At 70.3% G+C, this 22,543-nt stretch carries 21 protein-coding genes and 1 riboswitch; of the genes, 10 read left to right on the forward strand and 11 right to left on the reverse strand.

What is annotated here, in order from left to right; all coding sequences use genetic code 11:
* The first annotated feature begins 69 nt into the window (after positions 1-69).
* Positions 70-1,272 carry a Gfo/Idh/MocA family protein gene (locus tag ACFWXC_RS22755; protein WP_384481330.1) on the forward strand — a complete coding sequence of 401 codons (1,203 nt, stop codon included), beginning with the start codon at positions 70-72 and terminating at the stop codon, positions 1,270-1,272.
* A gap of 29 nt (positions 1,273-1,301) precedes the next feature.
* Here the strand turns inward: ACFWXC_RS22755 and ACFWXC_RS22760 are convergent, their stop codons facing one another.
* A complete protein-coding gene (locus tag ACFWXC_RS22760) occupies positions 1,302-1,997 on the reverse strand; it encodes a L,D-transpeptidase family protein (protein ID WP_384481332.1) in 696 nt (231 codons plus the stop codon).
* A 141-nt stretch (positions 1,998-2,138) separates the two neighbouring features.
* On the opposite strand from ACFWXC_RS22760, the gene ACFWXC_RS22765 reads away from it, so the two are divergent.
* Positions 2,139-3,533, forward strand: coding sequence for a pyridoxal phosphate-dependent decarboxylase family protein (locus ACFWXC_RS22765; protein WP_384481333.1), 1,395 nt, complete (start codon positions 2,139-2,141; stop codon positions 3,531-3,533).
* Here the strand turns inward: ACFWXC_RS22765 and ACFWXC_RS22770 are convergent.
* Positions 3,519-4,337 (reverse strand): SDR family NAD(P)-dependent oxidoreductase, encoded by an 819-nt coding sequence (locus ACFWXC_RS22770; protein WP_384481335.1) that lies wholly within the window; start codon positions 4,335-4,337, stop codon positions 3,519-3,521. The two genes, ACFWXC_RS22765 and ACFWXC_RS22770, sit on opposite strands and share 15 nt — an antisense overlap.
* A gap of 50 nt (positions 4,338-4,387) precedes the next feature.
* On the opposite strand from ACFWXC_RS22770, the gene ACFWXC_RS22775 reads away from it, so the two are divergent.
* Entirely contained in the window at positions 4,388-4,915 is a 528-nt protein-coding gene (locus ACFWXC_RS22775; protein ID WP_384481337.1) for a hypothetical protein, read from the forward strand.
* Between the two features lie 24 nt (positions 4,916-4,939).
* Here ACFWXC_RS22775 and ACFWXC_RS22780 read toward each other — a convergent pair whose 3' ends face one another.
* Both ACFWXC_RS22780 and ACFWXC_RS22785 read right to left on the reverse strand, forming a co-directional pair.
* Positions 4,940-5,569 carry an MBL fold metallo-hydrolase gene (locus ACFWXC_RS22780; protein ID WP_384481339.1) on the reverse strand — a complete coding sequence of 210 codons (630 nt, stop codon included), beginning with the start codon at positions 5,567-5,569 and terminating at the stop codon, positions 4,940-4,942.
* On the reverse strand, positions 5,569-6,657 hold the full coding sequence (locus ACFWXC_RS22785; protein ID WP_384481340.1) for an S-(hydroxymethyl)mycothiol dehydrogenase: 1,089 nt from the start codon (positions 6,655-6,657) through the stop codon (positions 5,569-5,571). The genes ACFWXC_RS22780 and ACFWXC_RS22785 overlap by 1 nt, the downstream gene beginning before the upstream one ends.
* A 259-nt stretch (positions 6,658-6,916) precedes the next feature.
* Between ACFWXC_RS22785 and ACFWXC_RS22790 the strand changes: the two genes are divergently transcribed.
* Complete coding sequence (locus tag ACFWXC_RS22790) at positions 6,917-8,695, forward strand: ABC transporter ATP-binding protein (protein WP_384481342.1); 1,779 nt, start codon at positions 6,917-6,919, stop codon at positions 8,693-8,695.
* Positions 8,696-8,778: 83 nt separating this feature from the next.
* On the opposite strand, the gene ACFWXC_RS22795 is transcribed toward ACFWXC_RS22790, so the two are convergent.
* Positions 8,779-9,075, reverse strand: coding sequence for a hypothetical protein (locus ACFWXC_RS22795; protein ID WP_384481344.1), 297 nt, complete (start codon positions 9,073-9,075; stop codon positions 8,779-8,781).
* Positions 9,076-9,247: 172 nt separating this feature from the next.
* On the opposite strand from ACFWXC_RS22795, the gene ACFWXC_RS22800 reads away from it, so the two are divergent.
* Together ACFWXC_RS22800 and ACFWXC_RS22805 are read left to right on the forward strand one after the other, a co-directional pair.
* Positions 9,248-9,613: a nuclear transport factor 2 family protein gene (locus ACFWXC_RS22800; protein ID WP_384481346.1), complete on the forward strand. Its 366-nt coding sequence runs from the start codon at positions 9,248-9,250 to the stop codon at positions 9,611-9,613.
* A gap of 172 nt (positions 9,614-9,785) precedes the next feature.
* A riboswitch (ZMP/ZTP riboswitch) is annotated at positions 9,786-9,868 on the forward strand.
* 38 nt (positions 9,869-9,906) lie between these two features.
* Entirely contained in the window at positions 9,907-10,755 is an 849-nt protein-coding gene (locus ACFWXC_RS22805; protein WP_384481536.1) for a bifunctional 5,10-methylenetetrahydrofolate dehydrogenase/5,10-methenyltetrahydrofolate cyclohydrolase, read from the forward strand.
* Here the strand turns inward: ACFWXC_RS22805 and ACFWXC_RS22810 are convergent, their stop codons facing one another.
* Positions 10,756-11,733, reverse strand: coding sequence for a CU044_5270 family protein (locus tag ACFWXC_RS22810; protein ID WP_384481348.1), 978 nt, complete (start codon positions 11,731-11,733; stop codon positions 10,756-10,758).
* A complete protein-coding gene (locus ACFWXC_RS22815; protein WP_384481350.1) occupies positions 11,726-12,268 on the reverse strand; it encodes an RNA polymerase sigma factor in 543 nt (180 codons plus the stop codon). The genes ACFWXC_RS22810 and ACFWXC_RS22815 overlap by 8 nt, the downstream gene beginning before the upstream one ends.
* A gap of 105 nt (positions 12,269-12,373) precedes the next feature.
* Between ACFWXC_RS22815 and ctaD the strand changes: the two genes are divergently transcribed.
* Together ctaD and ACFWXC_RS22825 are read left to right on the forward strand one after the other, a co-directional pair.
* Positions 12,374-13,969, forward strand: a complete 1,596-nt coding sequence (gene ctaD, locus ACFWXC_RS22820; protein WP_384481352.1) for a cytochrome c oxidase subunit I — start codon at positions 12,374-12,376, stop codon at positions 13,967-13,969.
* Positions 13,966-14,301 (forward strand): hypothetical protein, encoded by a 336-nt coding sequence (locus tag ACFWXC_RS22825; RefSeq protein ID WP_384481354.1) that lies wholly within the window; start codon positions 13,966-13,968, stop codon positions 14,299-14,301. The genes ctaD and ACFWXC_RS22825 overlap by 4 nt, the downstream gene beginning before the upstream one ends.
* A gap of 97 nt (positions 14,302-14,398) precedes the next feature.
* On the opposite strand, the gene ACFWXC_RS22830 is transcribed toward ACFWXC_RS22825, so the two are convergent.
* The 4 genes from ACFWXC_RS22830 to ACFWXC_RS22845 all read right to left on the reverse strand — a co-directional run bounded on the left by ACFWXC_RS22830 (position 14,399) and on the right by ACFWXC_RS22845 (position 19,511).
* The gene (locus ACFWXC_RS22830; protein WP_384481356.1) at positions 14,399-16,378 is read right to left on the reverse strand and encodes a ricin-type beta-trefoil lectin domain protein; all 1,980 of its coding nucleotides are present in this window, start codon (positions 16,376-16,378) and stop codon (positions 14,399-14,401) included.
* Positions 16,379-16,568: 190 nt separating this feature from the next.
* Positions 16,569-17,234 carry a TetR/AcrR family transcriptional regulator gene (locus ACFWXC_RS22835; RefSeq protein ID WP_384481358.1) on the reverse strand — a complete coding sequence of 222 codons (666 nt, stop codon included), beginning with the start codon at positions 17,232-17,234 and terminating at the stop codon, positions 16,569-16,571.
* A gap of 160 nt (positions 17,235-17,394) precedes the next feature.
* Positions 17,395-19,245: a cellulase family glycosylhydrolase gene (locus ACFWXC_RS22840; protein WP_384481360.1), complete on the reverse strand. Its 1,851-nt coding sequence runs from the start codon at positions 19,243-19,245 to the stop codon at positions 17,395-17,397.
* A gap of 83 nt (positions 19,246-19,328) precedes the next feature.
* Positions 19,329-19,511 carry a hypothetical protein gene (locus ACFWXC_RS22845; RefSeq protein WP_384481550.1) on the reverse strand — a complete coding sequence of 61 codons (183 nt, stop codon included), beginning with the start codon at positions 19,509-19,511 and terminating at the stop codon, positions 19,329-19,331.
* Between the two features lie 91 nt (positions 19,512-19,602).
* Here ACFWXC_RS22845 and ACFWXC_RS22850 point away from each other — a divergent pair, with 91 nt between their 5' ends.
* Both ACFWXC_RS22850 and ACFWXC_RS22855 read left to right on the forward strand, forming a co-directional pair.
* On the forward strand, positions 19,603-20,598 hold the full coding sequence (locus tag ACFWXC_RS22850; protein WP_384481362.1) for a LacI family DNA-binding transcriptional regulator: 996 nt from the start codon (positions 19,603-19,605) through the stop codon (positions 20,596-20,598).
* Between the two features lie 369 nt (positions 20,599-20,967).
* Positions 20,968-22,497 carry an ABC transporter substrate-binding protein gene (locus ACFWXC_RS22855; RefSeq protein WP_384481364.1) on the forward strand — a complete coding sequence of 510 codons (1,530 nt, stop codon included), beginning with the start codon at positions 20,968-20,970 and terminating at the stop codon, positions 22,495-22,497.
* Positions 22,498-22,543: the final 46 nt, after the last annotated feature.

Genomic DNA, 22,543 nt, shown 5'->3' on the forward strand with positions numbered 1-22,543 from the left:
CTTCTGACGTCCTTCCTACTTCCGTCCGCCCCTTGACGGCGAGATTCTTCCGAAGCAAAAGTAACCACCATGACTTTCTCACTCGGCATCGTCGGTGCCGGCCAGTTCTCCGGCCAGTTCGCCACGCTGTTCCAGGCCCATCCCGGCGTCGGTGACGTGTACGTCACCGATCTGCTGCCCGAGCGCGCGGAGCGGCTCGCCGCCGCCCAGGAACTGGCGGGGACCTTCCCGTCGTACGAGGCGATGCTGGAGTCGGCGGACGTCGACGCGGTCGCGATCTTCACCCAGCGCTGGACGCACGGCCCGCTGGTCCTGGCGGGCCTGAACGCCGGCAAGCACGTGTACTCGGCGGTCCCCATGGCGATCACCACCGAGGAGATCGCGGCGATCATCGACGCGGTCAAGGCGACCGGCCTGACGTACATGATGGGCGAGACCAGCCAGTACAACCCGGCGACCGTGCACGCCCGCAACCAGATCGCCGAGGGCGCCTTCGGGCGGCTGTTCTACGCCGAGGGCGACTACGTCCACGACATGGACCTGGGCTTCTACGACGCGTACCGCTACAGCGGCGGCGAGAACTGGAAGGCGACCGCCAGCTATCCCCCGCTGCTGTACCCGACCCACGCGGTCGGCGGGGTGCTCGGCGCCTGGCAGACGCACGCGGTGAGCGTGTCGGCGATCGGGGTGGTGGACGACCGCGGCGACGGCGTCTTCGACAAGGACGTCAGCCAGTTCGGCAACGACGTGTCCAACGCCACCGCGCTGTTCGAGGTCGCGGGCGGCGGGTCGTTCCGTACGAACGAGTTCCGGCGGGTGGGCTATCCGTCGCACATCCGCGAATCACGCTTCCGGTTCTTCGGGACCGAGGGCAGCATGGAGCAGCTGGCGACGGTGGCGCTGTGGCAGGACAAGAAGGGCGTGAAGGACATCAGTGAGCTCCTCGAGCCCAAGCCCACGATGTCGCCCGACGATCCCTCGCTCCAGCACATCGCGCCGGAGCTGCGGGCGGCCTTCACCTCCGGGTCGGCGCCGGTGCACGACCGGGCGCGGCTGCCGCGGGAGTTCGACACGCTGCACAACGGGCACGAGGGCAGCCACCACTTCCTGGTCGACGACTTCGTGACGGCCGTCAACACGCGCGCCCTGCCGACGGTCAACGCATGGGTCGCCGCCCGCTACACCCTGCCGGGCATCATCGCGCACGAGTCCGCGCGGCAGGGCGGGGCCAGGCTGGAGATCCCGGACTTCGGGGACGCCCCGGAGAGCTGAGCCGGGGCGCCGGCCGGGGCCGGGTGCCGTCAGGTGCCCGGCTTGCGGCCGTACACGTAGACGTCGTCGCCGTTCTTCAGCAGGGACCAGTACTTCTTGGCGTCCTTGGTGGTCATGTTGACGCAGCCGTGCGAGCCCGGCGGGTTCCACATGCTGAGACCCACCGAGTGGAAGGCCTGGCCGCCGTCGAAGAACTGGCTGTAGGGCATCGGCACGTTGTACACCGACGAGACGTGGTCGATGTCACGCCAGTAGATCTTCTTCAGACCGGTGCGGGTCTCGTACCCGTTGCGGCCGGTACGGACCGGCACCGGGCCGTAGACCAGCTTGGTGCCGTCCTGGACCCAGCTCAGCTGGAGCGTGAGGTTCACACAGGCGATGCGCCCCTTGTTGGTGGGGCACTTGCCGTCCTTGTTCGGCTTGTTGCCGACGGCCTTCTGCTTGTTCATCAGGTCCATCACGCCCCAGGTGACAGGGCCGGCGTAGCCGATGTCGGGCGTGATGCCGTGCTTGTCCTGGAAGGCCTTGATCGCCTTGCAGTCGGCGGCGGACTGCTTGCCGTCCACCGGCCGGCCGAGGAACTTCTCCACCTGCTTCTGGTACGGCCCCGCCTGCGTGGTGCAGCCGGCGGCCTGTGCCGGGGCGGAGGTGAGGGCGAGCGTGAGCGGCGCCACGAGTCCGGTGACGCCGAGTACGACGGCACCTCGTCTGCGTATGTCCCCCATGTGAAGTCTGTCTCCTTCCTGTGTCCTGCGATCTCGTGGTCCTAGACCGGCCGATCGAGGGCATTGGTTGTAGCTCCGGCCAGGCTGTGACGAAACGGTTAACTTCCGCGTCGGGGGTGCGGGCGGCCTAGGCTGCCGTCCATGCACCGCATGCTTGCCGACGATCTCGCCCGGTTCCCCGAACTTCTGCGGTCGGCCCGTGACGTGGCCGCGCGTGCGCTGGCCGGGCTGGGCGAGCGGCCGGTGGCCGCGCTCGGCCCCGTACCCGCGCGGGCGGCGCTGCCCGAGCGGGGGGAGGGCGGGGAGGGCGCGCTGGCCCGGTTCACCGAGCGGTGGGCGCCGGGTCTGTCCGCCTCGGCCGGCCCACGCTACCTCGGTTTCGTCACGGGCGGTGTGACGCCCGCCTCCCTCACCGGCGACTGGCTGACCTCGGCCTACGACCAGAACGCGGCCGGGGCCGTCGGTTCCTGGGGTACGGCCCTGGAGCGCGAGACGGTGGCCTGGCTGGCCGAGCTGTTCGGGCTCGGTGAGGCGCACAGCGGGGCGTTCGTGACCGGGGCCACGATGTCCAACACGGTCGGTCTGGCGATCGCCCGGGAATGGCTCGGGGAGCGGCTCGGGGTGGACGTGTCCCGGGCGGGTTCGGCCGCCCTCGGCCCGGTCGACGTGCTCTCCGGCAGCCCGCACTCCAGCGTCGGCAAGGCGCTGTCGGTGCTCGGCATCGGGCGGGACCGGCTGCGACCGGTGCCGCTGCTGCCCGGCAACCGGGAGGCGGTGGACGTGACCGCGCTCGACGCCGCGCTGGCCGCGCTGGACGGGCGGCCGGCGATCGTCGTCGCCAACGCCGGCACGGTGAACACCGTCGACTTCGACGACCTGCGGGCGATCGCCGCGCTCAAGGAGCGTCACGACTTCTGGCTGCACGTCGACGCCGCGTTCGGCGCCTTCGCCGCCCTCTCCCCCGCGCACGCCCCGCTGGTCGCCGGTCTGGACGCGGCCGACTCGGTCTGTGTGGACCTGCACAAGTGGCTGAACGTCCCCTACGACGCGGCCGTGCAGTTCACCCGCCGCCGCGACCTCCAGGTGGCCGTCTTCCACAACGAGTCCCCCTACCTGGGCCCGCCCACCGGCGACCCGGACTTCCTGCACCTGACCCCGGAGACGTCCCGCCGGCTGCGGGCGCTGCCGGCCTGGTTCTCCCTGACGGCGTACGGCCGTGCCGGGTACCGCGAGATCGTCGAGCGCAACGTCGCCGAGGCCAGGCACCTCGGCGCGGGCATCGACGCCCTTCCGGACCTGCGCCTGCTGGCCCCGGTCCGGCTCAACGTGGTCTGTTTCACCCTCGCCGAGGACCCCACGCAGGAGCGGGTGGACGCCCTGGCCCGGGCGCTGGCCGCGTCCGGGGAAACGTTCCTCACCCCGACGGTGTACGGCGGGGTGCCGGCGCTGCGGGCCGCGTTCAGCAATTGGCGGACCACCGAGGACGACACCCGGCGGGTGCTGGCCGCGGTCGCGGCTGCCTCAGCCGCCCTGTGAGGCATGCCGGGCCTCCCGGTGCGGCCGCAGCGCCGCGTGGAAGCCGCTGTGGACGGCGGTGAGACCGCCGTCGACGCGGAGCGTGGTGCCGGTGATCCAGGCGGCGTCGCGGGAGGCGAGGAAGGCTACGGCCGCGGCGACGTCCGCCGGCTCCCCGACCCGGCCGAGCGGGTAGAGCGGCCGGAGCGCGTCGAGTTCGTCCTCGCGTCCCGCCCATGCCGAGGTGCGGACCGTGCCCGGCTCCACCAGGTTCACCCGGACCCCGCGCGCGGCCGCGTGCCCGGCGAGGGTGCGGGTCAGCGAGCCGAGGCCGGCCTTGGCGGCGCTGTAGGCGTGGTTGCCGAAGTCGGCCCCGGCGTTGACGGAGCCGATGCTGACGACGGCGCCCCGGCCGGAGGCCGCCAGGTGCGGCAGGGCGGCCCGGCAGCAGCGGTGCACGCCGCTGAGGGTGATGTCCAGGTCGAGGTCCCAGCCGTCGTCCGGCTGGTCCTCGAAGAGCGGGACGTCCGGGGTGCAGTGCGCGGCGCAGTTCACCAGCACGTCGAGTCCGCCGAAGGAGCCGACGGCCCGGTCGACGGCCGCCGCCACGGAGTCCCGGTCGGCCACGTCGCAGCCGAACGCCTCGACCGCCAGGCCCTGTTCGCGCAGCGCGGCCGCCGTCCGCTCCGCCTCCGCCAGGTCCCGGTCGGTCGCCAGCACCCGTGCGCCCTCCTCGGCCAGCCGCCGGGCGACGGCCGCGCCGATGCCGCGGGCCGCGCCCGTGACGAGAACCCCGTGTCCCGCAAAGCGATTGAGTCCGGTCATGGCAACGACCGTACGGGCCAAAGGATCAACAGGACAGATAGCGTGCGGGCATGTCCGCGTTCTTGCAGCAACTCCCGGCCCTGATAGGCGTCGTGATCGGCGCGCTCGGTTCCTATCTCGCCGTGGTGCGGGGTGACCGGGTGCGGTTCCGGCGGGAACAGGAGGCGCGCTGGGACGAGCGCCGGCTGACCGTGTACGCGGAGTGGGCGCAGGCGTTGAAGAGGACCGTCTCCGTCGACTACCGGGTGGCCGCCCATCTGGGCAACGACCCGCATCCCCACCCGCTCTCCCCGCAGGAGGCCGAACCCCTGCTGGCCGCGGCCCAGTTGGCCCGTGATCCGTACGGCGAGAAGCTCATCATGCTGGGCAGCCCGGCGGTGGTCGCGAAAGGCCAGGAGTGGGTGCTCGCGGTCATGGCGATGGAGCGGTTCCTGCGGGAGGAGCGGCGGGATCCCGAGGCGTGGCGGGTCCTGCTGGAGCGGCAGCGCGACGGCCGCGACGACTTCTACGCGGCCGTCCGCGAGGACCTGGCGCTGCCGCCCGGTCACTCGGGACGCCTGCCATTGGCGGAGGCCTGACATCCTCCGTCGCCTTTCCCGGCGTCAGTGGCCGCGCGTGATCCACTCCTCCAGATGGGGGGCCTCGGCGCCGATGGTGGTCGGGTCGCCGTGTCCGGTCAGGACCTTCGTCTCCGGCGGGAGGGTGAGCAGCCTGTCCCGGATGGAGTCGATGATCGTCGGGAAGTGGGAGTACGACCGTCCGGTCGCGCCGGGGCCGCCCTGGAAGAGGGTGTCACCGGTGAAGACGGTGGCCAGGCCGGGCTCGTAGAGGCAGACGGCGCCGGGCGCGTGGCCGGGTGTGTGCAGCACGGTCAGGTCGGCTCCGGCCGCCTCGATGACGAGCCCGTCGGTCAGATGGTTGTCGGGGTCGCGGTCGGGGTGGGTGAGCTTCCACAGCGGCAGGTCGTCGGGGTGCAGCCAGATCTTGGCGCCGGTGAGGTCCGCGAGGGCGGGCGCGGCGTCGATGTGATCGTTGTGCGCGTGGGTGCACACGATCGCCTTCAGTACGCGGTCGTCGACCGCCTCGGCGATGGCCTCGGCATCGTGGGCGGCGTCGATGACGATCACTTCGCGTTCGTCGCCGATGATCCATACGTTGTTCTCGACGTCCCAGGTGCCGCCGTCGAGGGTGAACTGTCCGGAGGTGACGAGGCGTTCGATGCGGGTGGTCATCAGAGCACCACCACCGAACGCAGCACGTCGCCCTGGTGCATCCGGTCGAAGGCCTTCTCCACCTCGTCGAGCTGGATGGTCTCGGTGACGAAGGCGTCCAGCGGCAGCCGGCCCTGGAGGTGCAGGTCGATCAGCATGGGGAAGTCCCGGCTGGGCAGGCAGTCGCCGTACCAGCTGGACTTGAGCGCGCCACCGCGGCCGAAGACGTCGAGAAGCGGCAGTTCGAGCTTCATCTCGGGGGTCGGTACGCCGACGAGCACCACCGTGCCGGCGAGGTCGCGGGCGTAGAAGGCCTGCCGGTAGGTCTCCGGGCGGCCGACCGCCTCGATGACGACGTCGGCGCCGAAGCCGCCGGTCAGCTCTCGGATCGCCTCGACCGGGTCGCCGGAGCGCGAGTTGACCGTGTGGGTGGCGCCCAGGGTGCGCGCCGTCTCCAGCTTCCGGTCGTCGATGTCGACGGCGATGATCTTCGCGGCGCCCGCCAGCCGGGACCCGGCGATCGCCGCGTCGCCGACCCCGCCGCAGCCGATCACGGCGACCGAGTCGCCCCGGCCGACGCTGCCGGTGTTGATCGCGGCGCCGATGCCGGCCATCACCCCGCAGCCGAGCAGTCCGGCGACCGCCGGGGAGACGGCCGGGTCGACCTTGGTGCACTGTCCGGCGGCGACCAGCGTCTTGTCGGCGAAGGCGCCGATACCCAGCGCCGGGGACAGCTCCTGTCCGGTCGAGGCGAGGGTCATCTTCTGCTTGGCGTTGTGGGTGTTGAAGCAGTACCAGGGGCGGCCGCGCAGACAGGCGCGGCAGTTCCCGCACACGGCACGCCAGTTGAGGATCACGAAGTCCCCGGGCGCCACGTCCGTGACCCCCTCGCCGACCGACTCCACCACTCCGGCGGCCTCGTGACCGAGCAGGAACGGGAACTCGTCGTTGATTCCGCCCTGCTTGTAGTGCAGGTCGGTGTGACAGACCCCGCAGGCCTGTACCTGTACGACGGCTTCGCCCGGCCCGGGGTCCGGCACCACGATCGTCTCGACCCGCACCGGCTCGTCCTTGCCCGGTGCGATCACGCCGCGTACTTCCTGCGCCATGGACCTGACCCTTTCGTCGCTCTGCTGACGTGCCTGTCTTCCGACCCTACGCGCGACCGCTCGGTAACGGCACGGAGCACGTCGAACGGTGCGGATCTTTCCGGTACGAATACCCCCCAGGGGTAACGCGAAGGCCGGAACCGCGGATCTGGACGCGACCCCGGCGAAGATCGGTTCCGCCCGTAGGTGACCGGGCCCCGGGGCCGGGGCGGCCCGACGTAGCCTTGGTGCGCCGCCCACCGCCCGCACGAGGAGCACCGTGACCACCGCAGACGCAGTTTCACCGCGACGGACCGGAGACCGGACCGGTCCGTCCGCGTTCCGGCTGCTCCTCTCCTATGTACGGCCGCACCGCTGGGCCCTGTTGGCGGGTGCGGTGCTCTCACTGCTGACCGGTGCGACCGGGCTGCTGCTGCCGCTGGTGGCGCGGGGGTTGATCGAGGACCTGTCCCACGACCGTTCCATCAGCGGGAAGCTGCTCGCGATGGCGGGTCTGGTGGTGACCAACACCGTGGTCGGCGCCCTGGGTTCGTATGTGCTGCGGCGCACCGCCGAGTCGGTGGTGCTCGGGGCACGGCGCACCCTGTCGTCATACCTGCTGCGGCTACGGATCACCGCTGTGGACCGCACCGAACCCGGTGACCTGATGGCGCGGATCACCTCGGACACCACTCTGCTCCGCGAGGTCACCACGGACTCGCTGGTCGCACTCGGCACCGGCGGGCTCACCCTGGTCGCCACCGTGGTGATGATGGGGGTGGTCGACCCCGTGCTCCTGGGCGTCACGCTCGCGGTGATCGCCGCGGCCGGCACGGTGCTGGGCGCGATCGTGCCACGCATCAACCGGGCGAGCCGGCGGGCGCAGGACGCGGTCGGGGTGATGGGGGCCTCGCTGGAGCGGGTGCTGGGCGCGCTGCGCACCGTGAAGGCGTCGGGCGCCGAGCACCGCGAGGAGCAGGCCCTGCACGAGGCCGCCGAGGAGTCCTGGCGGCAGAGCGTACGGGCCGCCAAGTGGTCGGCCGCGGCGGGCAACACGGCGGGGCTCGCGATGCAGCTCGCGTTCATCACGGTCCTCGCGGTGGGCGGAGCGCGGGTGGCGACCGGCGCGATCGGCATCGGCACCCTGGTGGCCTTCCTCCTGTACGTCTTCTATCTGATGTCGCCGATCCAGCAGGTCGTCGGCGCGGTCACGCAGTACCAGACCGGTGCCGGCGCGCTCGCCCGGATCCAGGAGGCACTGCGACTGCCCGCCGAACCCCCGTCCGGGCCCGCCGAGTTGCCGTCCGCCGGCGCCGAACCGGCCGCCGTCACCTTCACCGACGTGCGCTTCCGCTACGCCGACGACCTGCCGTACGTCCACCACGGGGTGAGCTTCGCGATACCCGCCCGGGGCATGACGGCGTTCGTCGGCCCGTCCGGCGCGGGCAAGACCACCGTCTTCTCGCTGATCGAGCGGTTCTACGACCCGGAGTCCGGCACGATCACCGTCGACGGCCGCCCGCTCGCCGACTGGGACCTGCCCCTGCTGCGCTCATCCATCGGATACGTCGAGCAGGACGCGCCCGTGCTGTCGGGATCACTCAAGGACAACCTGCTCCTCGGCAATCCGGAGGCGGACGAGGACACGGTGACCCGGGTGCTGAAGACGACCCGGCTGGACGGTCTGGTGGCGCGGCTGCCGCAGGGCCTGGAGACGCTGGTCGGGCACCGCGGGACCAAGCTGTCCGGCGGGGAGCGGCAACGGGTCGCGATCGCGCGGGCGTTGCTACGCCGGCCCCGGCTGCTGCTCCTGGACGAGGCGACCTCGCAGCTGGACGCGGTGAACGAGGCGGCTCTCAGGGACACCGTCGCCGATGTGGCGCGGTCGACGACGGTGCTGGTGGTCGCACACCGCCTGTCGACGGTGACGATGGCCGACCGGATCGTGGTCATGGACGCGGGCCAGGTCCGCGCGGTGGGCACGCACCGGGAGCTGGTGGCGGCGGATCCGCTGTACGCGGAGCTGGCCGCGACCCAGTTCCTGGCCGCCGAACACTGAGCACCCGGTACCTGGCCGCCGAGCCACCGGGTACGTCGAAGGGCCGCCCCTTTCCGGGACGGCCCTCGGAGCGTGGCCGGGGGTCAGGACTCGATGCCCGGCACCAGCCCCATGGCGGGCGCGGCCAGGTCGGTGACCTGGTGCAGTTCGCCCAGCTTGTGGAGTCCGTTCAGTCCCTGCAGCTGCTCCGAGACCTTGGGGATCTCGTCCTTGTACTCCGCCGGGATGTCACTGCGGGCCAGCGAGTCGAGCACGCCGAGCGGGCTGAGCTTCCCGGGGTGCTGCGCGTCCGCGTCGGCCGCGTTCGCCAGCGGCGCCGCGAGGCCGGTGACCCCGACCGCGAGGCCGACGGCGGCGACGATACGTCGTGTTGAGATCATGTCTCCAGCAACGGCCCGGGCTCCCGGCCGGACACGGGCAGCCGGTCCCCCTCACCCGTCAGGCGGAGCGCCCGGCCTGCGCTTGCCGAGCCCGGCGGGGCGGAGGAGGCTCGAAGGTGGGGCTCTCGCGGCCCGCTCCGCATCGGGCCGCGGGCTCCCGCAGGAGGTCACCATGGGCACCGCGACAGGTTCCACGTTCGACACCGAGACACTGCGCCGGGCCGTGGAGGGAAACACGGGGAACTCCCTGCTGGCGCTCTACACGGACGACGCGGAGATCCGTATCGTCGACCGCACCGACCAGCCCAGCCACCCCAAGGTCCTGCACGGCCGCAGGGACATAGCCGCGATGCTGGACGACGTCTACAGCCGGGACATGACGCACAAGCTGGACCAGTGCATCGTGCAGGGCGACAAGGCCGCCTACAGCGAGTCCTGTGAGTACGGGGACGGCGTCCGGGTGCTCGCCGAGTCGATGATCACGCTGCGCGACGGCAAGATCGCCGACCAGATCATGATCCAGGCATGGGACGAGTAGCCGGAAGGACCGCGAGGGTCCAGGTCAGCGCGCGGCTGACCTGGACTTTCTCGGCGCGGGCCGGACTGGGGCACAGCCGCCGCACGCCTCCGCGCGCGTCCGTCGTACTGCTGCGAACGGCCCTGCGGGCGGCGCACCGCCGGGGGAAACGCTGAGTGCCTCGGTTACGCTGGGCGCGGGCCGTGACTGGCGCTGAGGTGGAGCACCACCGGGGAGCGGCCCGCACTGTCGATGCCGTGCGCCTGGGCGATCAAGGTCGAACCAGCTCAGGAGTGTGCCGCATGACCCCTGCCCTGCCCCCTGCCCGTCTCATGGACGGAACCGCCGTCGCCCGCCGGATCGTCGAGCAGACCGCACAGCGGGCCGCCGAGTTCACCGCACGCACCGGCACCACGCCGTGCCTGGCGACCGTGCTGGTCGGCGAGGACCCGGCCTCCGTCACCTACGTCCGGATGAAGCAGAACCGCAGCCGCGAGGCCGGTATCGCCTCCCGGCACGTGGCGCTGCCCGCCACCACGACCACCGAGGAACTCGTCGGCACCCTGCGGGAGTTGTCCGCCGACCCGGCGGTGCACGGCATCCTGCTCCAGCACCCGGTCGGCGAACACATCGACGAGCGGGCAGCGTTCGAGGCGATCGCGCCGGAGAAGGACGTGGACGGCGTGACCTTCGCGTCGTTCGCGACGATGAGCTTCGGTCTGCCGGGCTTCGTCTCCTGCACGCCCGGCGGCATCCTGCGCCTGCTCGACGCGTACGACGTCGACCCGGCCGGGAAGCGGGCGGTGGTCGTCGGCCGCAGCGCGATCCTGGGCAAGCCGGTCGGCATGCTGCTGCTCGCCCGCGACGCCACCGTCACCTACTGCCACTCCCGCACCGCCGACCTCTCGGCGGCCGTTCGCGAGGCCGACATCGTGGTCGCCGCCGTCGGCCGCCCCCGGCTGATCCGGGGCCAGGACATCAAGCCGGGGGCGGTCGTGCTCGACGCGGGCTACAACGAGGGGAACGTCGGTGACGTCGACTTCGACACCGCGATCGAACGGGCCTCGCTGATCACGCCGGTGCCGGGCGGGATCGGCCCGATGACCATCGCCGTACTGCTGGAGCAGACGGTGACCGCGGCGGCCCTGCAGCTCGCGGTGTGATCAGCGCATCCAGGCGCTGTAATCCATGACGTCACCGGCCCGCACCCCGTACTCGGGGTCGTCCCGGGTGAACGTGGTCTCCAGGCCGAGTACGGCACCGGTGGCCGGATCCAGGATCAGCATCCGCCGGGCTCCGGAGGCCTCGTCGTGGACGTACGCCTGCCCGGTACGGCCGAGCCGGTCGGTGACCTGGCCGGCCGGGCGCAGCCCCCTGGCGTCGGCGAGGAGTTCGGCCAGGGCGGCCGACTCCCGCGCGCCGAGCGTCCAGTTGTCGAGCAGCTCGCGGGTGGCGTCCAGGAGTTCCGACGTGGTGAGGGTGTGGCTGTAGATCAGCTCGGTCAGGTAGGTGCGCAGTTTCGCCGGGTCGTGCGGGGGTGTGGCGAGCGGCGGGGCGTCCCCCCACATCGGCGGGAAGGTGTGCCGGCTGAGCACATGGCCGTCCTCGACCAGCCGCGACCGGTCCCCGTCGTCGGTCAGGACCGGGCGGCCGGGGTGGGCCGGGTCGGTCGCCACGACCACTTCGGTGTGGCTGCCGTCCGCGGCCCAGCGCACCACCCGCTCCTCGGGCAGCGTGACCGGCGGCTTGCCGTCGCTCATGCCGAGGCTCCAGGACTGCACGTGGGTGCCCTGAAGCAGCGCCGGGGACCCGTCCTGGGCCGCGACGGCGGCCAGTTTCGCGACCTCGGCGAGCGGTACGGGGGTGGAGTGGACGCGGACGGCCAGCGGCCGGGGTGCGGCCACCGCGGGAGTGCCTGCGGTGCCGCCGAGCAGCAGGGTCAGGGCGGTGGCGACGACGGCCAGGGCCGCGGTGAGCGACCACAGCAGTCGCGGCCGGGTCCGGCGCCGGGAGCGAGGGGCACTGTGCAGCAATCGGGCGAGGTGCCGTTCGGCGGTGTGGTCCAGGGGGCCGTCGCCGAAGTGGGGGGCGTCGGCGGGCACGGGGTCGGCGGCGCGCAGCAGGTCGAGTTCGTCAGCCATGGCGGTGTTCCTCGGGAAGAGCCTCGGCGGCAGGGGGTCGCAGTCGGTCGATCTCGGCTCTGAGCCGACGCCGGGCGCGGTGCAGCCGCATCGCGGCCGCCCGGCTGCCGCAGCCGAGGGCGACCGCGACCTCGTCGACGCCGAGTTCCTCCCACGCGGTCAGCCGCAGCACCTCCTGGTCGGCCGGGGACAGCCGGCCCAGCGCCTCGTGCACCCAGGAGCCGGGCCGGTCGTTGTCCGGGCCGGCCACGGTCTGCCGTCCGTGCGCGGTCTCGTCGTTGCCCAGCCGGTCCACCAGTCGGCGCCGGCGCCCGTATCCGCGTACCGCGTTGGCGAGGCAGTTGCGCGCCACGCCGTACAGCCAGGGCAGCGGGACCGCCGGCAGGTCGGCGCGGCGGCGCCAGGCCACCGTGAACACCTCCGCCACCACTTCCTCCACCTCGCTGGTCCGCCCGTCCAGTCGCCGCGCGACATAACGGCTGACCGCCCAGTAGTGCTCGCGATAGGCAGCGGCGAAGATCTCGTCGTTGCTCATGTTCGGTTCTTGTCCGGCACCTTCCCGATCGTCACACCCTTCTCGGTGACGCTCGTCGCACCCGTCGAGTGTGACCGCCTCGCCCGGCCCGGACACAGGCGGGGCATGAGGAACCTCAAGTGGCTCACGACCACGGATCACAAGACGATCGGCACGCTGTACCTGGTCACAGCGTTCTCGTTCTTCTGCGTCGGTGGCGTGATGGCCCTGTTCATGCGCGCCGAACTGGCCCGGCCGGGCCTGCAGATCATGTCGAACGAGCAGTTCAACCAGGCGTTCACGATGCACGGAACGATCATGCTGCTGATGTTCGCGACCCCGTTGTTCGCGGGCTTCGCGAACTGGATCATGCCGCTCCAGATCGGCGCGCCCGATGTCGCCTTCCCGCGCCTGAACATGCTGGCCTACTGGCTCTACCTGTTCGGCTCGACCATCGCGGTGGGTGGTTTCCTCACTCCGCAGGGCGCGGCCGACTTCGGCTGGTTCGCCTACGCCCCGCTCTCGGACGCGGTGCGCACGCCGGGCGTCGGCGCCGACATGTGGATCATGGGTCTGGCCCTCTCCGGCTTCGGCACCATCCTCGGCGCGGTCAACTTCATCACCACGATCATCTGCATGCGCGCCCCCGGCATGACCATGTTCCGGATGCCGATCTTCGTGTGGAACGTGCTGCTGACCGCCGTCCTGGTCCTGCTCGCCTTCCCGGTCCTCGCCGCCGCGCTGTTCGCGCTGGAGGCGGACCGCAAGTTCGGCGCGCACGTCTTCGACGCGGCCAACGGCGGAGCCCTGCTCTGGCAGCACCTCTTCTGGTTCTTCGGCCACCCCGAGGTCTACATCATCGCCCTGCCGTTCTTCGGCATCATCAGCGAGGTCATCCCCGTCTTCGCCCGCAAGCCGATGTTCGGCTACGTGGGCCTGGTGGGCGCGACCATCGCGATCGCCGGCCTCTCGGTGACCGTATGGGCCCACCACATGTACGTCACGGGAGGCGTGCTCCTCCCCTTCTTCTCCTTCATGACCTTCCTGATCGCGGTCCCGACGGGAGTGAAGTTCTTCAACTGGATCGGCACGATGTGGCGGGGCTCGCTGTCGTTCGAGACGCCCATGCTGTGGACCCTGGGATTCCTGGTGACGTTCGTGTTCGGCGGCCTGACCGGCGTGATGCTCGCGTCGCCCCCGATCGACTTCCATGTCTCCGACTCGTACTTCGTGGTGGCCCACTTCCACTACGTGGTCTTCGGGACGGTCGTCTTCGCGATGTTCGCCGGCTTCCACTTCTGGTGGCCCAAGTTCACCGGCAAGATGCTCGACGAACGGCTCGGCAAGATCACCTTCTGGACGCTTTTCATCGGCTTCCACGGCACGTTCCTGGTCCAGCACTGGCTGGGCGCTGAGGGCATGCAGCGCCGGATCCCCGACTACCTGGCGGTGGAGGGCTTGACCACGCTCAACACGGTCTCGACGATCTTCTCGTTCCTGCTGGGATCGTCACTGCTCCCGTTCTTCTACAACGTGTGGAAGACGGCGAAATACGGCGAGAAGGTCGAGGTGGACGACCCCTGGGGCTACGGTCGCTCCCTGGAATGGGCCACCTCCTGCCCTCCCCCGCGCCACAACTTCGTGTCGCTCCCCCGGATACGGAGCGAGTCACCGGCGTTCGACCTGCATCACACCGTGGAACGGGAGTTGAGCACGCGATGACGGCGCGGGAGGAGGAACGGGCGCTGGTCAGCCAGGTCGAGGGACACCTGCTGCTGGCGGCGACCCGCGAGGAGGGCCGCGCGGCGGCGGCCCGGGTGGCGGATCGACTGGGTTGGCTCACGGACACACAACGGGAAGATCTGGAGCGCCAGTTCGCAACCGAGTACCTGGCGCTGAGCCGCACGTCATGGCACCGCACGGCGGAACGCAGCGAGGAGTTGAAGCGTGAGTACGAGGCGAGATACCAGCAGCTTCGTCAACGGCTGCTGGCCGTCTTCTTGCTGCTCTGCGCCTTCCTGACGGCAACAGCACTGCTGAGACCGTTGGCATGAGCGCCCCTGAAAGGGGCGCGGGGCTGTGTCTGATATGCGGCTACCGCCGCGTGTGCGCGACCAGCCACAGCCCACCCGTGCCCGAACAACTACCGCATCAACTCTGGCTCCACTGCTGGTTGGTCCCGCCATTGCACGCCCACAGCACCAGCGAAGTCCCGTTGCCGGTCGCCGCGCCGTACGCGTCCAGGCACAACCCGGCGTTGACGTTCGTGATCGTCCCGTCCGAGTTGATGTTCCACTTCTGGTTGTTCTGCCCGTTGCAGTCCCAGATCACGACCTTGGTGCCGTTGGTGGTGCCCAGGTTGTACGCGTCCAGGCACTTGTTGCCGTACACCACCAGCTCCTTGCGGGAGGTGTACGTCCAGGCCTGGTTCTGGCCGCCGCTGCAGTCCCAGAGCTCCGCCTGGGTGCCGTTGGTGATGGTGTTGTTGTAGACGTCGGCACAGCGGCCGGAGGCCTTGCCCACGAGGAGCGTGCCGTTGGTACCGGGGATCGGGCTCACCGCGATCGAACCGAGCGTCGGCAGCGAACTCCCGGTGAAGGTGAGCGAGTTGCTCGATCCCTTGCTCAGGTCGGCCTGCACCGACACGGTCCCCTGCGCGGACCCGGTCGGTGGGAAGGAGACCGTCGTCGAGGTCTGGCCGTTGACCTGGAGCGTGCCGGTGACGGCGGTGGAGCCGGTGTTGGTGTAGGCGACGTCCACCACGTTCAGGCCGGTGCTCGCGGCGCTGACGCCGGTGTACTTGCCGGTGGAGGACGCGCTGTAGCCGGTGCTCGACGCCTCCGTACCGCCGCTCACCTTCAGCATCACCGAGCCGCCGGCCGGGACACTGGCCGTGTAACTCGTGGCGTACGAGCCGATGTTCGACTGCGCCCACAGGTCGCGGACCGTCGCGGAGGCGCCGGTCAGGCCGAGGTCGGACCAGCGGACGGTGATGTTCTGCGCGGCGGAGGTGCGGTTGAGCAGCACGACCGCGCGGCTGCCGGTGCCGGAGAGGACCTTGCCGTAGACTTGGAGGCCGGTGGTGTCCTCGGCGACCTTGACGCCCTGCAGGCCGCGCGGGTCCTGGTCGACGGCGACGACGTCGGAGTTCTTGAGGATGGCGGCCGTCTCACTGGTCATCGTGGTGAGGTCGTTGCCGGCCAGCAGCGGGGCCCCGGAGATCGCCCAGAGGGCCATGTGGGTGCGGTTCTGGGCCGCCGTGAGGCCGGTCATGCCGACCGTCAGCATGTCGGGGTCGTTGTAGTAGCCGGTGTGCTGGGCGGCCGGGTGCAGGGTCTGGTCGAAGGTGGACAGCACGCTCGCCTGCGACGCCGTACCGCCGTAGTAGTAGATGTCGGTGCTGGTCCGCCACATGGTGGCGACGCCCGGCGCCCAGTTCCACGGGTTCTGGTAGCCCCAGTTGCAGATGGACAGGGTGAGCGGGCGGCCGGTGGCTGCGGTGGCCTTGGTGACCGCCGAGCTCAGCGACTTGTAGGCGGTCGCCGCGTCCAGGCCCTCGGCGTCGCCGCCGCACCAGTCGACCTTCACGAAGTCGAAGCCCCACTCGGAGAACTGGAGCATGTCCTGGTCGTAGTGGCCCTCGCTGCCGGTGTTCGCGGCGGCGGGGCGGCCGGTCGGGTAGTAGTAGCCGCAGCCGTTGTAGCCCGCGTCGGTGTAGATGCCGGCCTTCAGGCCCTTGCTGTGGATGTAGTCGGCGATGGCGCTCATCCCGCCGGGCCACTCACCGGTGTCGACGGTGATGTTGCCGGCACTGTCCCGGGTGCCCTGCCACCAGCCCTCGTCGATGTTGATGTACTTGTATCCGGCGTCCGGCAGCCCGGCCGCGACGAACGCGTCGACCTGCTGCTTGATGACGGCGTAGTCGATCTTCGCGGCGAAGCTGTTCCAGGAGGCCCAGCCCATCGGGGCGGTGGGCACGGAGATCTGCCGGGTCGTCGCCGCCTGGGCCGGTCCTGGGATGGCGAAGAGGAGCGCGGCGGCGGCCGTCAGGGCCAGGGCGAGGGCGCGCACGGCGGTGGCCCACAGATGACGTACGAGACCGCTGCCGGTCGATCTGGGCGGGGGATACATGCGGCTCCTCCACGGGGATGCACGAGGGTCTACGGCTCCATCTTGTTCGGCATTCCGAACGAAGATCGGTCTTCCGAACATGTCGCGCCGACCGTAGAGCCGGCGGAGGGTGAAGTCAACGGATGTGACAGGGGTGAACTCGCCACGCTCCACGGGCCGTTCACCCCATGCAGACCGTCCGCGCATCCGGCTACCGGGCGCCGCCCGACGTCCAGTCCTCCGGCCGCAACATCCCGACCAGCAACCGCACCAGTTCCTCCACGACGTCGTCCAGCGTCGCGTCCACCCACCCGGCACTCCAGTCGTGCAGCAACCCGTTCACGCTGCCGATGAAGGCCGTCGCCGCCAGCCGGTAGTCCCGCGGCGCCGCGTCACCGCGCGCCACCGCCGCGTTCGCCTCGCCGCATATCAGCTCCACCCACCGCGCCCGCCGTGCGAGGCGCTGCTCCTCCAGCCGCGGACTGACACCGATGATCTCGACGAAGGCCACCCGGATACGGCGCGGGTCCGACGTGACGTCACGGGCATAGGCCCGGAAGAGCACCGTCACCCGGTCCACCAGCGGCAGCGGCTTCGCCTCCGGGAACGCGTCCCGCACCGCTCCCTCGGCCCACCCGTTGACCTCCAGGTGCAGCGCGGCGAGCACGTCCTCCAGCGTGTGGAACTCCTCGTAGAACTGCCGGGTCGACAGGCCGGCCGCCTGGCTGAGCGCGGCGACGGTCGTGGCGCGGTATCCCGGTGCGTCACCGAAGAGCTGGAGCGACGCGTCCAGAAAGCGCCGACGCCGCTCGGCCTTGCGTTCCTCGGCGGACCGGCCGCCGTAGCGTCCCGTCGGTGCCTTGAGCCTGCCCGGCAAGATTGCCCCCTCTGTCATCCGCCCGATGACCAATTTTGTCGTGTACGCCTCCTGTTCAGTACACCGCCCCCTTCTGACTTTCCGGTAAGTCCTCTTTGGACTCAACAGTGTTGCGCCTCGGCCTCCGGGCCCGCACTGCGCCCGGAGGCCGAGGCATGACTCAGAACTTCGCCGCCACCCAGGCGGCCAGCTCGGACCTGGCCGCGTTCAGCAAGGTGGAGCCGGGCGAGGTCGCCCCGTTCGTCACCAGCGCGAAGTGCAGTACGCCGGAGTCCGAGTCGCTGAGCAGCAGTCGGCGGCTGCCCGTGCCACCCGGTTCGACCGCCACACCGACCGGGGTCGAGGACGTGTACGACGGGGGTGCGTAGACGGTTCCCAGGTCGGAGACGACCGTGGTGGACGCGGTCGGGAAGGACGCCGGGAGGTGGAGTTCGGTGGGTGCGGTGGCACTGCCGGAGCGCCAGACCTGGACGGCGTACTGCCCGGAGCCGACCAGCGCGGCCACGTTCGGCAGCGAACTGGGCACCGGGTTCCAGGTCAGGGTCGTGGACCCGTCCCGGGAGCGGTCCTCGTAGGTGAAGGCGAGGGTGGAGCCGGAGGTGGAGCCCGGGTAGATCCGGTCGAGGAGCCTGGCGTCCTGCCGGAGGGTCACCGTGCCGGAGTCGTTCAGGGCGACGGCCGAGAGATCCTCGTCGTTCCAGGCGTCACCGGAGGTGAGGACCTTGTCGGGGTTGTCGTTCATCAGCTCGTGGTGGCGGCCGTTGTAGATGTCCCACTGCCACTGGGCGCCGGAGAGCACCGGGCCGGAGGACGCCGGGGTGGACCACCAGGTGGACCCGGGGAGACGGGAGTCGAGTGCCTGGTACATGGCCTTGTCGACGGTCGGCGCCTTGCCGGCGGTCGTACCCGACAGCGGATGCCCGAACTCGCTGACGATCGCCGTGGTTCCGGCGGCCGAGGCGCGGTCGCGGATGGTGCCGAAGTCGGTCGAGTACTGGCCGTCGGAGGCGTTGCCCCACATCAGGATGCCGGAGATGGCCTTCTGGTCGTAGAAGTGGGTGTTGAAGACATAGCGCGAGCCGAGCGTGCCCGCGTCGAGCAGACCGCCCTCCTCCTTGGTGACGTTGCCGTTCCAGAAGAGGTTCGGCTCGACGAGGGCGGGCTTGCTGCTCCAGCCGGCCGCGTCCATCCGGGCCCGGAACTTCTGGTAGAAGGGCCACAGCACGTTCTGCTCCCAGGTGCGGGAGGCCTGGCCGGAGTCGTAGGAGCCGGCGTACGGCTCGTTGTAGGGGTCGAACCCGACGACGCCGGCGAACTGCCCGGACGTCAGATGCTGGGCCAGGTAGGCCATGGTGGTCTGGGCGGTGGCCAGGAAGGCGTCCTGGAGGCCGTAGTTGTTGTGCCAGAAGTCGTACTGGCCCTCCTGGACGGCCGCGTTCTGGGTGATGTTCTGGCCCCAGAGGAAGCAGATGCCGCAGTACTCGGCCGGGTAGTCCCCGAGCTCCACCGCCCATGCGGGGGCACCGTCGCCCGTGTACCAGCTGCCCGAGTTGAACAGGTAGCGGGAGTACAGGTCCTGGTGGAAGTCGGGGAAGACGCGGATGCCGGCGTCGAGGAACGCCTGCATCTGCGCGGTGACGGCGGCCAGGTAGGCGGTGTCCACCTGGCCCTTGGCGGGTTCGGCGTACGCCCAGGAGAGCAGGAAGCGCACGGCGTTGCCGCCGCCGAGGGCACGCAGTGCGGTGGCGGACTTCTTCGCGTCGGCGACGGAGGCGAACGGCAGACCGCTGTTCTCCTCCAGCTTGGTCTCGCCGGAGACGTTGTAGCCGCGCAGCACCACCTCACGGCCCTGGCCGTCGACGAAACGGCCGTTCTGCACGGTGAGCGAGGTGCCGTCGAACCATAGGGAGTCGGACGGGGTGGCTGCGGTGGCGGACGGGGTGCCCGCCACCGCGAGGAATCCACAGAGGACAACCAGGACAACGATCAGACGCGCCCGGATAGTAGTCATGTCCACTACAGTCTGGTGATTTCCGGACACCGTCAATACTTCTGACTCATGAGTAAGTTGAATACCTGCCTGGCACTTGGAGCTCAGCCGCCGACTCGGCCCGTCACGTTCAACAGGTACTCCTTCCGGCTGAGCGGATTGTGATCGGTCCGTGCGCGTTCGGGGACCGTTCCGTGCAGCGTCTCGCGCGAGCCGGTGCCGGACTTCACCAAGCCGTACGCGCACAGCCCGGCTCTCACGGTGCCGGTGTCCGAGTCCTCGGACAACGCCGCATTCCCACTGTTACGATTCAGTGACGCTCGTCGTTCGGTCGAGCACGCTGTATCGGCTTGCCCAAGATGTTCCCAGGAGGCTCCCATGGCGCGCAGGACCGGCCGCGTGACGGCGACCGACGTCGCCAAGGAGGCAGGGGTCTCGCAGACCACGGTCAGCTATGTACTGAATGACGTGCCGCACCAGAAGATCTCCGAGCAGACCCGGCGCAAGGTGCTGGATGCGGTGGCGAAACTGGGCTACAAGCCGTCGGCCGCCGCACGCGCGCTCCGCCTGGGCCGCAGCGATCTGGTGCTGATGTTCCTTCCGGACGTGCCCGTCGGCGGCACCATCACGGCCGTGGTCGAGCTGCTCGGCGACGAGCTGGAGCGCCACGGCCTGAACCTCGTCACACGGCGCGAGCGGCACACCCCGCTCGAATCGCTGTGGCGGGAACTCGCGCCGGCGGCCGTGATGACGGCCTTCGACGTCCCCGACGAGGACGTGGCGAACATGCGGGCGGCCGGCATCCACGTGGTCAGCGCCGGGATGAGCCCATCGGCCGCCCCGGGCGTCCTCACCATCCCCCAGCGCCTCATCGGCACGATGCAGGTCGAGCGGCTGGCGGCGACGGGGCACACGCGTACCGGCTATGCCGCTCCCGGGGATCCCCGCCTCGAGGAGTTCTTCGCCCTGCGTCTCGACGGCGCCCGTGCCGCCTGCGCGGAGCTCGGCCTCGAACCCCCCGTCCTGCTCGACGTGCCCCTCGACATCTCGGCCGCCGCCGCGGCGGCCGAGCACTGGCACTCGGCCGTCCCCGCCGTCACGGGGGTGTGCGCCTACAACGACGAGACGGCTTTCGCCCTCCTCGCGGGCATGCGCAGGGTGGGCCTCTCCGCCCCCGGCGACCTGGCCGTGATCGGTGTCGACAACGACAAGCTGGCACCTTTCGCGATGCCGCCGCTGACGACCATCGACAACAACCTCGATGTCGTCGTGGGCCGCGCGGCCCGGATGATCGTCAGTGGCGTGACCGGCCGACCGCTGCCGACGACGCCCCAGGTGACTCCGCTGAGCCTGGTCGTACGCGAGTCGGCCTGACGGACGTAGGCCCGGCCCCACGCACGTAGGCCGGCCAGGCCGCCTCCGAGCGGATTCCGGCCAAGATCATCCCTCGGCGCGCCATGCCGCCGTTCCCCCGATTTCCGGCTTTCCGGAAAACGCTTGATGCAAGGGTCTTGTGGCCCGCCAAGGGCGGGGCTACGTTACGCATACGTTTCACTTGTACGTATCAGTGGCTGGTTTCAACCCATCGCAAACGGTGGAGACAAAACCCCTCCCGCCAGGAACGGCTGACCGCCAAGAGCGGTCCAGGCCGCATCAGGACCTGGTCTCCCACTTCCTCCGAGGCCCTTGCGGGCGGCTCGATGCCCGACGCCGCCCGGTCATCAACTCACCAGCGGAGTACCCATGCGAAGAATCGCGCTGACGGCCGTATCCGCGGCCCTGATGCTGTCCGCGGCCGCGTGCGGCTCGGGCTCAGGTTCCGGTTCGGGCAAAGCGGCCACCGGCGGCACCCTCACCCTGGCCCCCCTGATCGCGGCGCAGCCGTGGGACCTGGCCGACGCCGGGCTCGGCAACAACGCGCAGTACTACCAGCCTGTGTACGACTCGCTGTTCCGGCTGTCCCCGACGGCCGAGGTCAAGCCGAACCTGGCCACCAAGTGGTCGTACAACGCGGCCCGCACGGTACTCACGCTGACCCTGCGCACCGGCGTCAAGTTCACCGACGGCACCGCCCTGGACGCGGCGGCGGTCAAGGCCAATCTGCTGCACACCAAGGGAGGCAGCAGCGAGGCGGCGGGCCAGCTCACCAGCATCAGCGGCGTCGACGTGGTCGACGCCACCACGGTCGCGATCAAGCTCTCCGCCCCCGACCCCTCGCTGGTGCCGAACCTCGGCAATGTGGCCGGCATGATGGCCAGCCCCAAGGCCATCACCGCGGGGACGATCAAGACCGACCCGGTGGGCTCCGGCCCCTACACCCTGGACAAGTCCGCCACCACGGCGGGCAGCACGTACACCTTCGTACGCAATCCGGGGTACTGGAACAAGGCCGCCTTCCCCTTCGACAAGATCGTGCTCAAGCCGCTCACCGACCCGACCGCCGTGCTCAACGCGCTGCGCTCGGGACAGGTCAACGGCGCGCTGCTGGCGAGCGCCAAGAACATCGCACCGGCCAAGAGCAGCGGGCTGAACGTCACCAAGTACACCTCCGGTGACGTCGAGGGTGTGTACATCTGGGACCGCGAAGGAAAGATCGTCAAGGCGCTCGGCGACGTCCGGGTCCGCCAGGCCCTGAACTACGCCTTCGACCGGTCCACGATCGTCAAGACGGCGAAGCAGGGGCTGGGCAAGGCGACGACCCAGATCTTCAACCCGGCGGGCTCGGCCTTCGACGACTCGCTGAACTCCACGTACTCCTACGACCCGGCGAAGGCCAAGCAGCTGCTGGCCGAGGCGGGTTATCCGCACGGCTTCTCGGTCACCGTCCCGGATGTCTCGGCGGTCTTCCCGGACCAGCAGGCGGCCATGGTCCAGCAGTTGGAGGACATCGGGATCAAGGTCAAGGTCGACAAGATCCCGGTCGCCCAGTTCATCAGCGCCCTCCTCGCCGGCAAGTACCCCCTGTCGTACATGACACTGGCCTCGTTCCGCCCCTGGGACACCATCCAGATCGAGGTGGCCAAGAGCGCGCTGTGGAATCCGCTGCACACCGAGGACGCCAAGGTCACGGACCTGATCGCCAAGGCCCGGTCGGCCACCGGTGCCACCCAGGACGCCCTGTTCAAGGAGCTCAACACGTACCTCGTCGACCAGGCGTGGAACGCGCCCTGGGACTCCGTGGAGGCCACCTACGCGACGACCAAGGGCGTCACCTTCACCCCGCAGGCGTTCGCCGCCGTTCCGCCGATCTACAACTTCAAGCCCGCCGGCTGACCCGGGCGACGGGCCGGGCGGGGGTGGTGGCCCCGCTCCCACCCGG

This window comes from Streptomyces sp. NPDC058683 (genome assembly GCF_042716195.1).
In the GTDB taxonomy this organism is placed as follows: domain Bacteria; phylum Actinomycetota; class Actinomycetes; order Streptomycetales; family Streptomycetaceae; genus Streptomyces.

Excerpts from the sequence above, each read along its gene's own strand:
- ACFWXC_RS22855 (WP_384481364.1), top strand. The coding sequence starts at position 20,968 with ATGCGAAGAATCGCGCTGACGGCCGTATCCGCGGCCCTGATGCTGTCC.
- ACFWXC_RS22825 (WP_384481354.1), top strand. The coding sequence starts at position 13,966 with ATGACGGCGCGGGAGGAGGAACGGGCGCTGGTCAGCCAGGTCGAGGGA.
- ACFWXC_RS22775 (WP_384481337.1), top strand. The coding sequence starts at position 4,388 with ATGTCCGCGTTCTTGCAGCAACTCCCGGCCCTGATAGGCGTCGTGATC.
- ACFWXC_RS22830 (WP_384481356.1), bottom strand. The coding sequence starts at position 16,378 with ATGTATCCCCCGCCCAGATCGACCGGCAGCGGTCTCGTACGTCATCTG.
- ACFWXC_RS22800 (WP_384481346.1), top strand. The coding sequence starts at position 9,248 with ATGGGCACCGCGACAGGTTCCACGTTCGACACCGAGACACTGCGCCGG.
- ACFWXC_RS22840 (WP_384481360.1), bottom strand. The coding sequence starts at position 19,245 with ATGACTACTATCCGGGCGCGTCTGATCGTTGTCCTGGTTGTCCTCTGT.
- ACFWXC_RS22795 (WP_384481344.1), bottom strand. The coding sequence starts at position 9,075 with ATGATCTCAACACGACGTATCGTCGCCGCCGTCGGCCTCGCGGTCGGG.
- ACFWXC_RS22755 (WP_384481330.1), top strand. The coding sequence starts at position 70 with ATGACTTTCTCACTCGGCATCGTCGGTGCCGGCCAGTTCTCCGGCCAG.
- ACFWXC_RS22850 (WP_384481362.1), top strand. The coding sequence starts at position 19,603 with ATGGCGCGCAGGACCGGCCGCGTGACGGCGACCGACGTCGCCAAGGAG.
- ACFWXC_RS22815 (WP_384481350.1), bottom strand. The coding sequence starts at position 12,268 with ATGAGCAACGACGAGATCTTCGCCGCTGCCTATCGCGAGCACTACTGG.
- ACFWXC_RS22770 (WP_384481335.1), bottom strand. The coding sequence starts at position 4,337 with ATGACCGGACTCAATCGCTTTGCGGGACACGGGGTTCTCGTCACGGGC.
- ctaD (WP_384481352.1), top strand. The coding sequence starts at position 12,374 with ATGAGGAACCTCAAGTGGCTCACGACCACGGATCACAAGACGATCGGC.
- ACFWXC_RS22765 (WP_384481333.1), top strand. The coding sequence starts at position 2,139 with ATGCACCGCATGCTTGCCGACGATCTCGCCCGGTTCCCCGAACTTCTG.
- ACFWXC_RS22780 (WP_384481339.1), bottom strand. The coding sequence starts at position 5,569 with ATGACCACCCGCATCGAACGCCTCGTCACCTCCGGACAGTTCACCCTC.
- ACFWXC_RS22785 (WP_384481340.1), bottom strand. The coding sequence starts at position 6,657 with ATGGCGCAGGAAGTACGCGGCGTGATCGCACCGGGCAAGGACGAGCCG.
- ACFWXC_RS22810 (WP_384481348.1), bottom strand. The coding sequence starts at position 11,733 with ATGGCTGACGAACTCGACCTGCTGCGCGCCGCCGACCCCGTGCCCGCC.
- ACFWXC_RS22760 (WP_384481332.1), bottom strand. The coding sequence starts at position 1,997 with ATGGGGGACATACGCAGACGAGGTGCCGTCGTACTCGGCGTCACCGGA.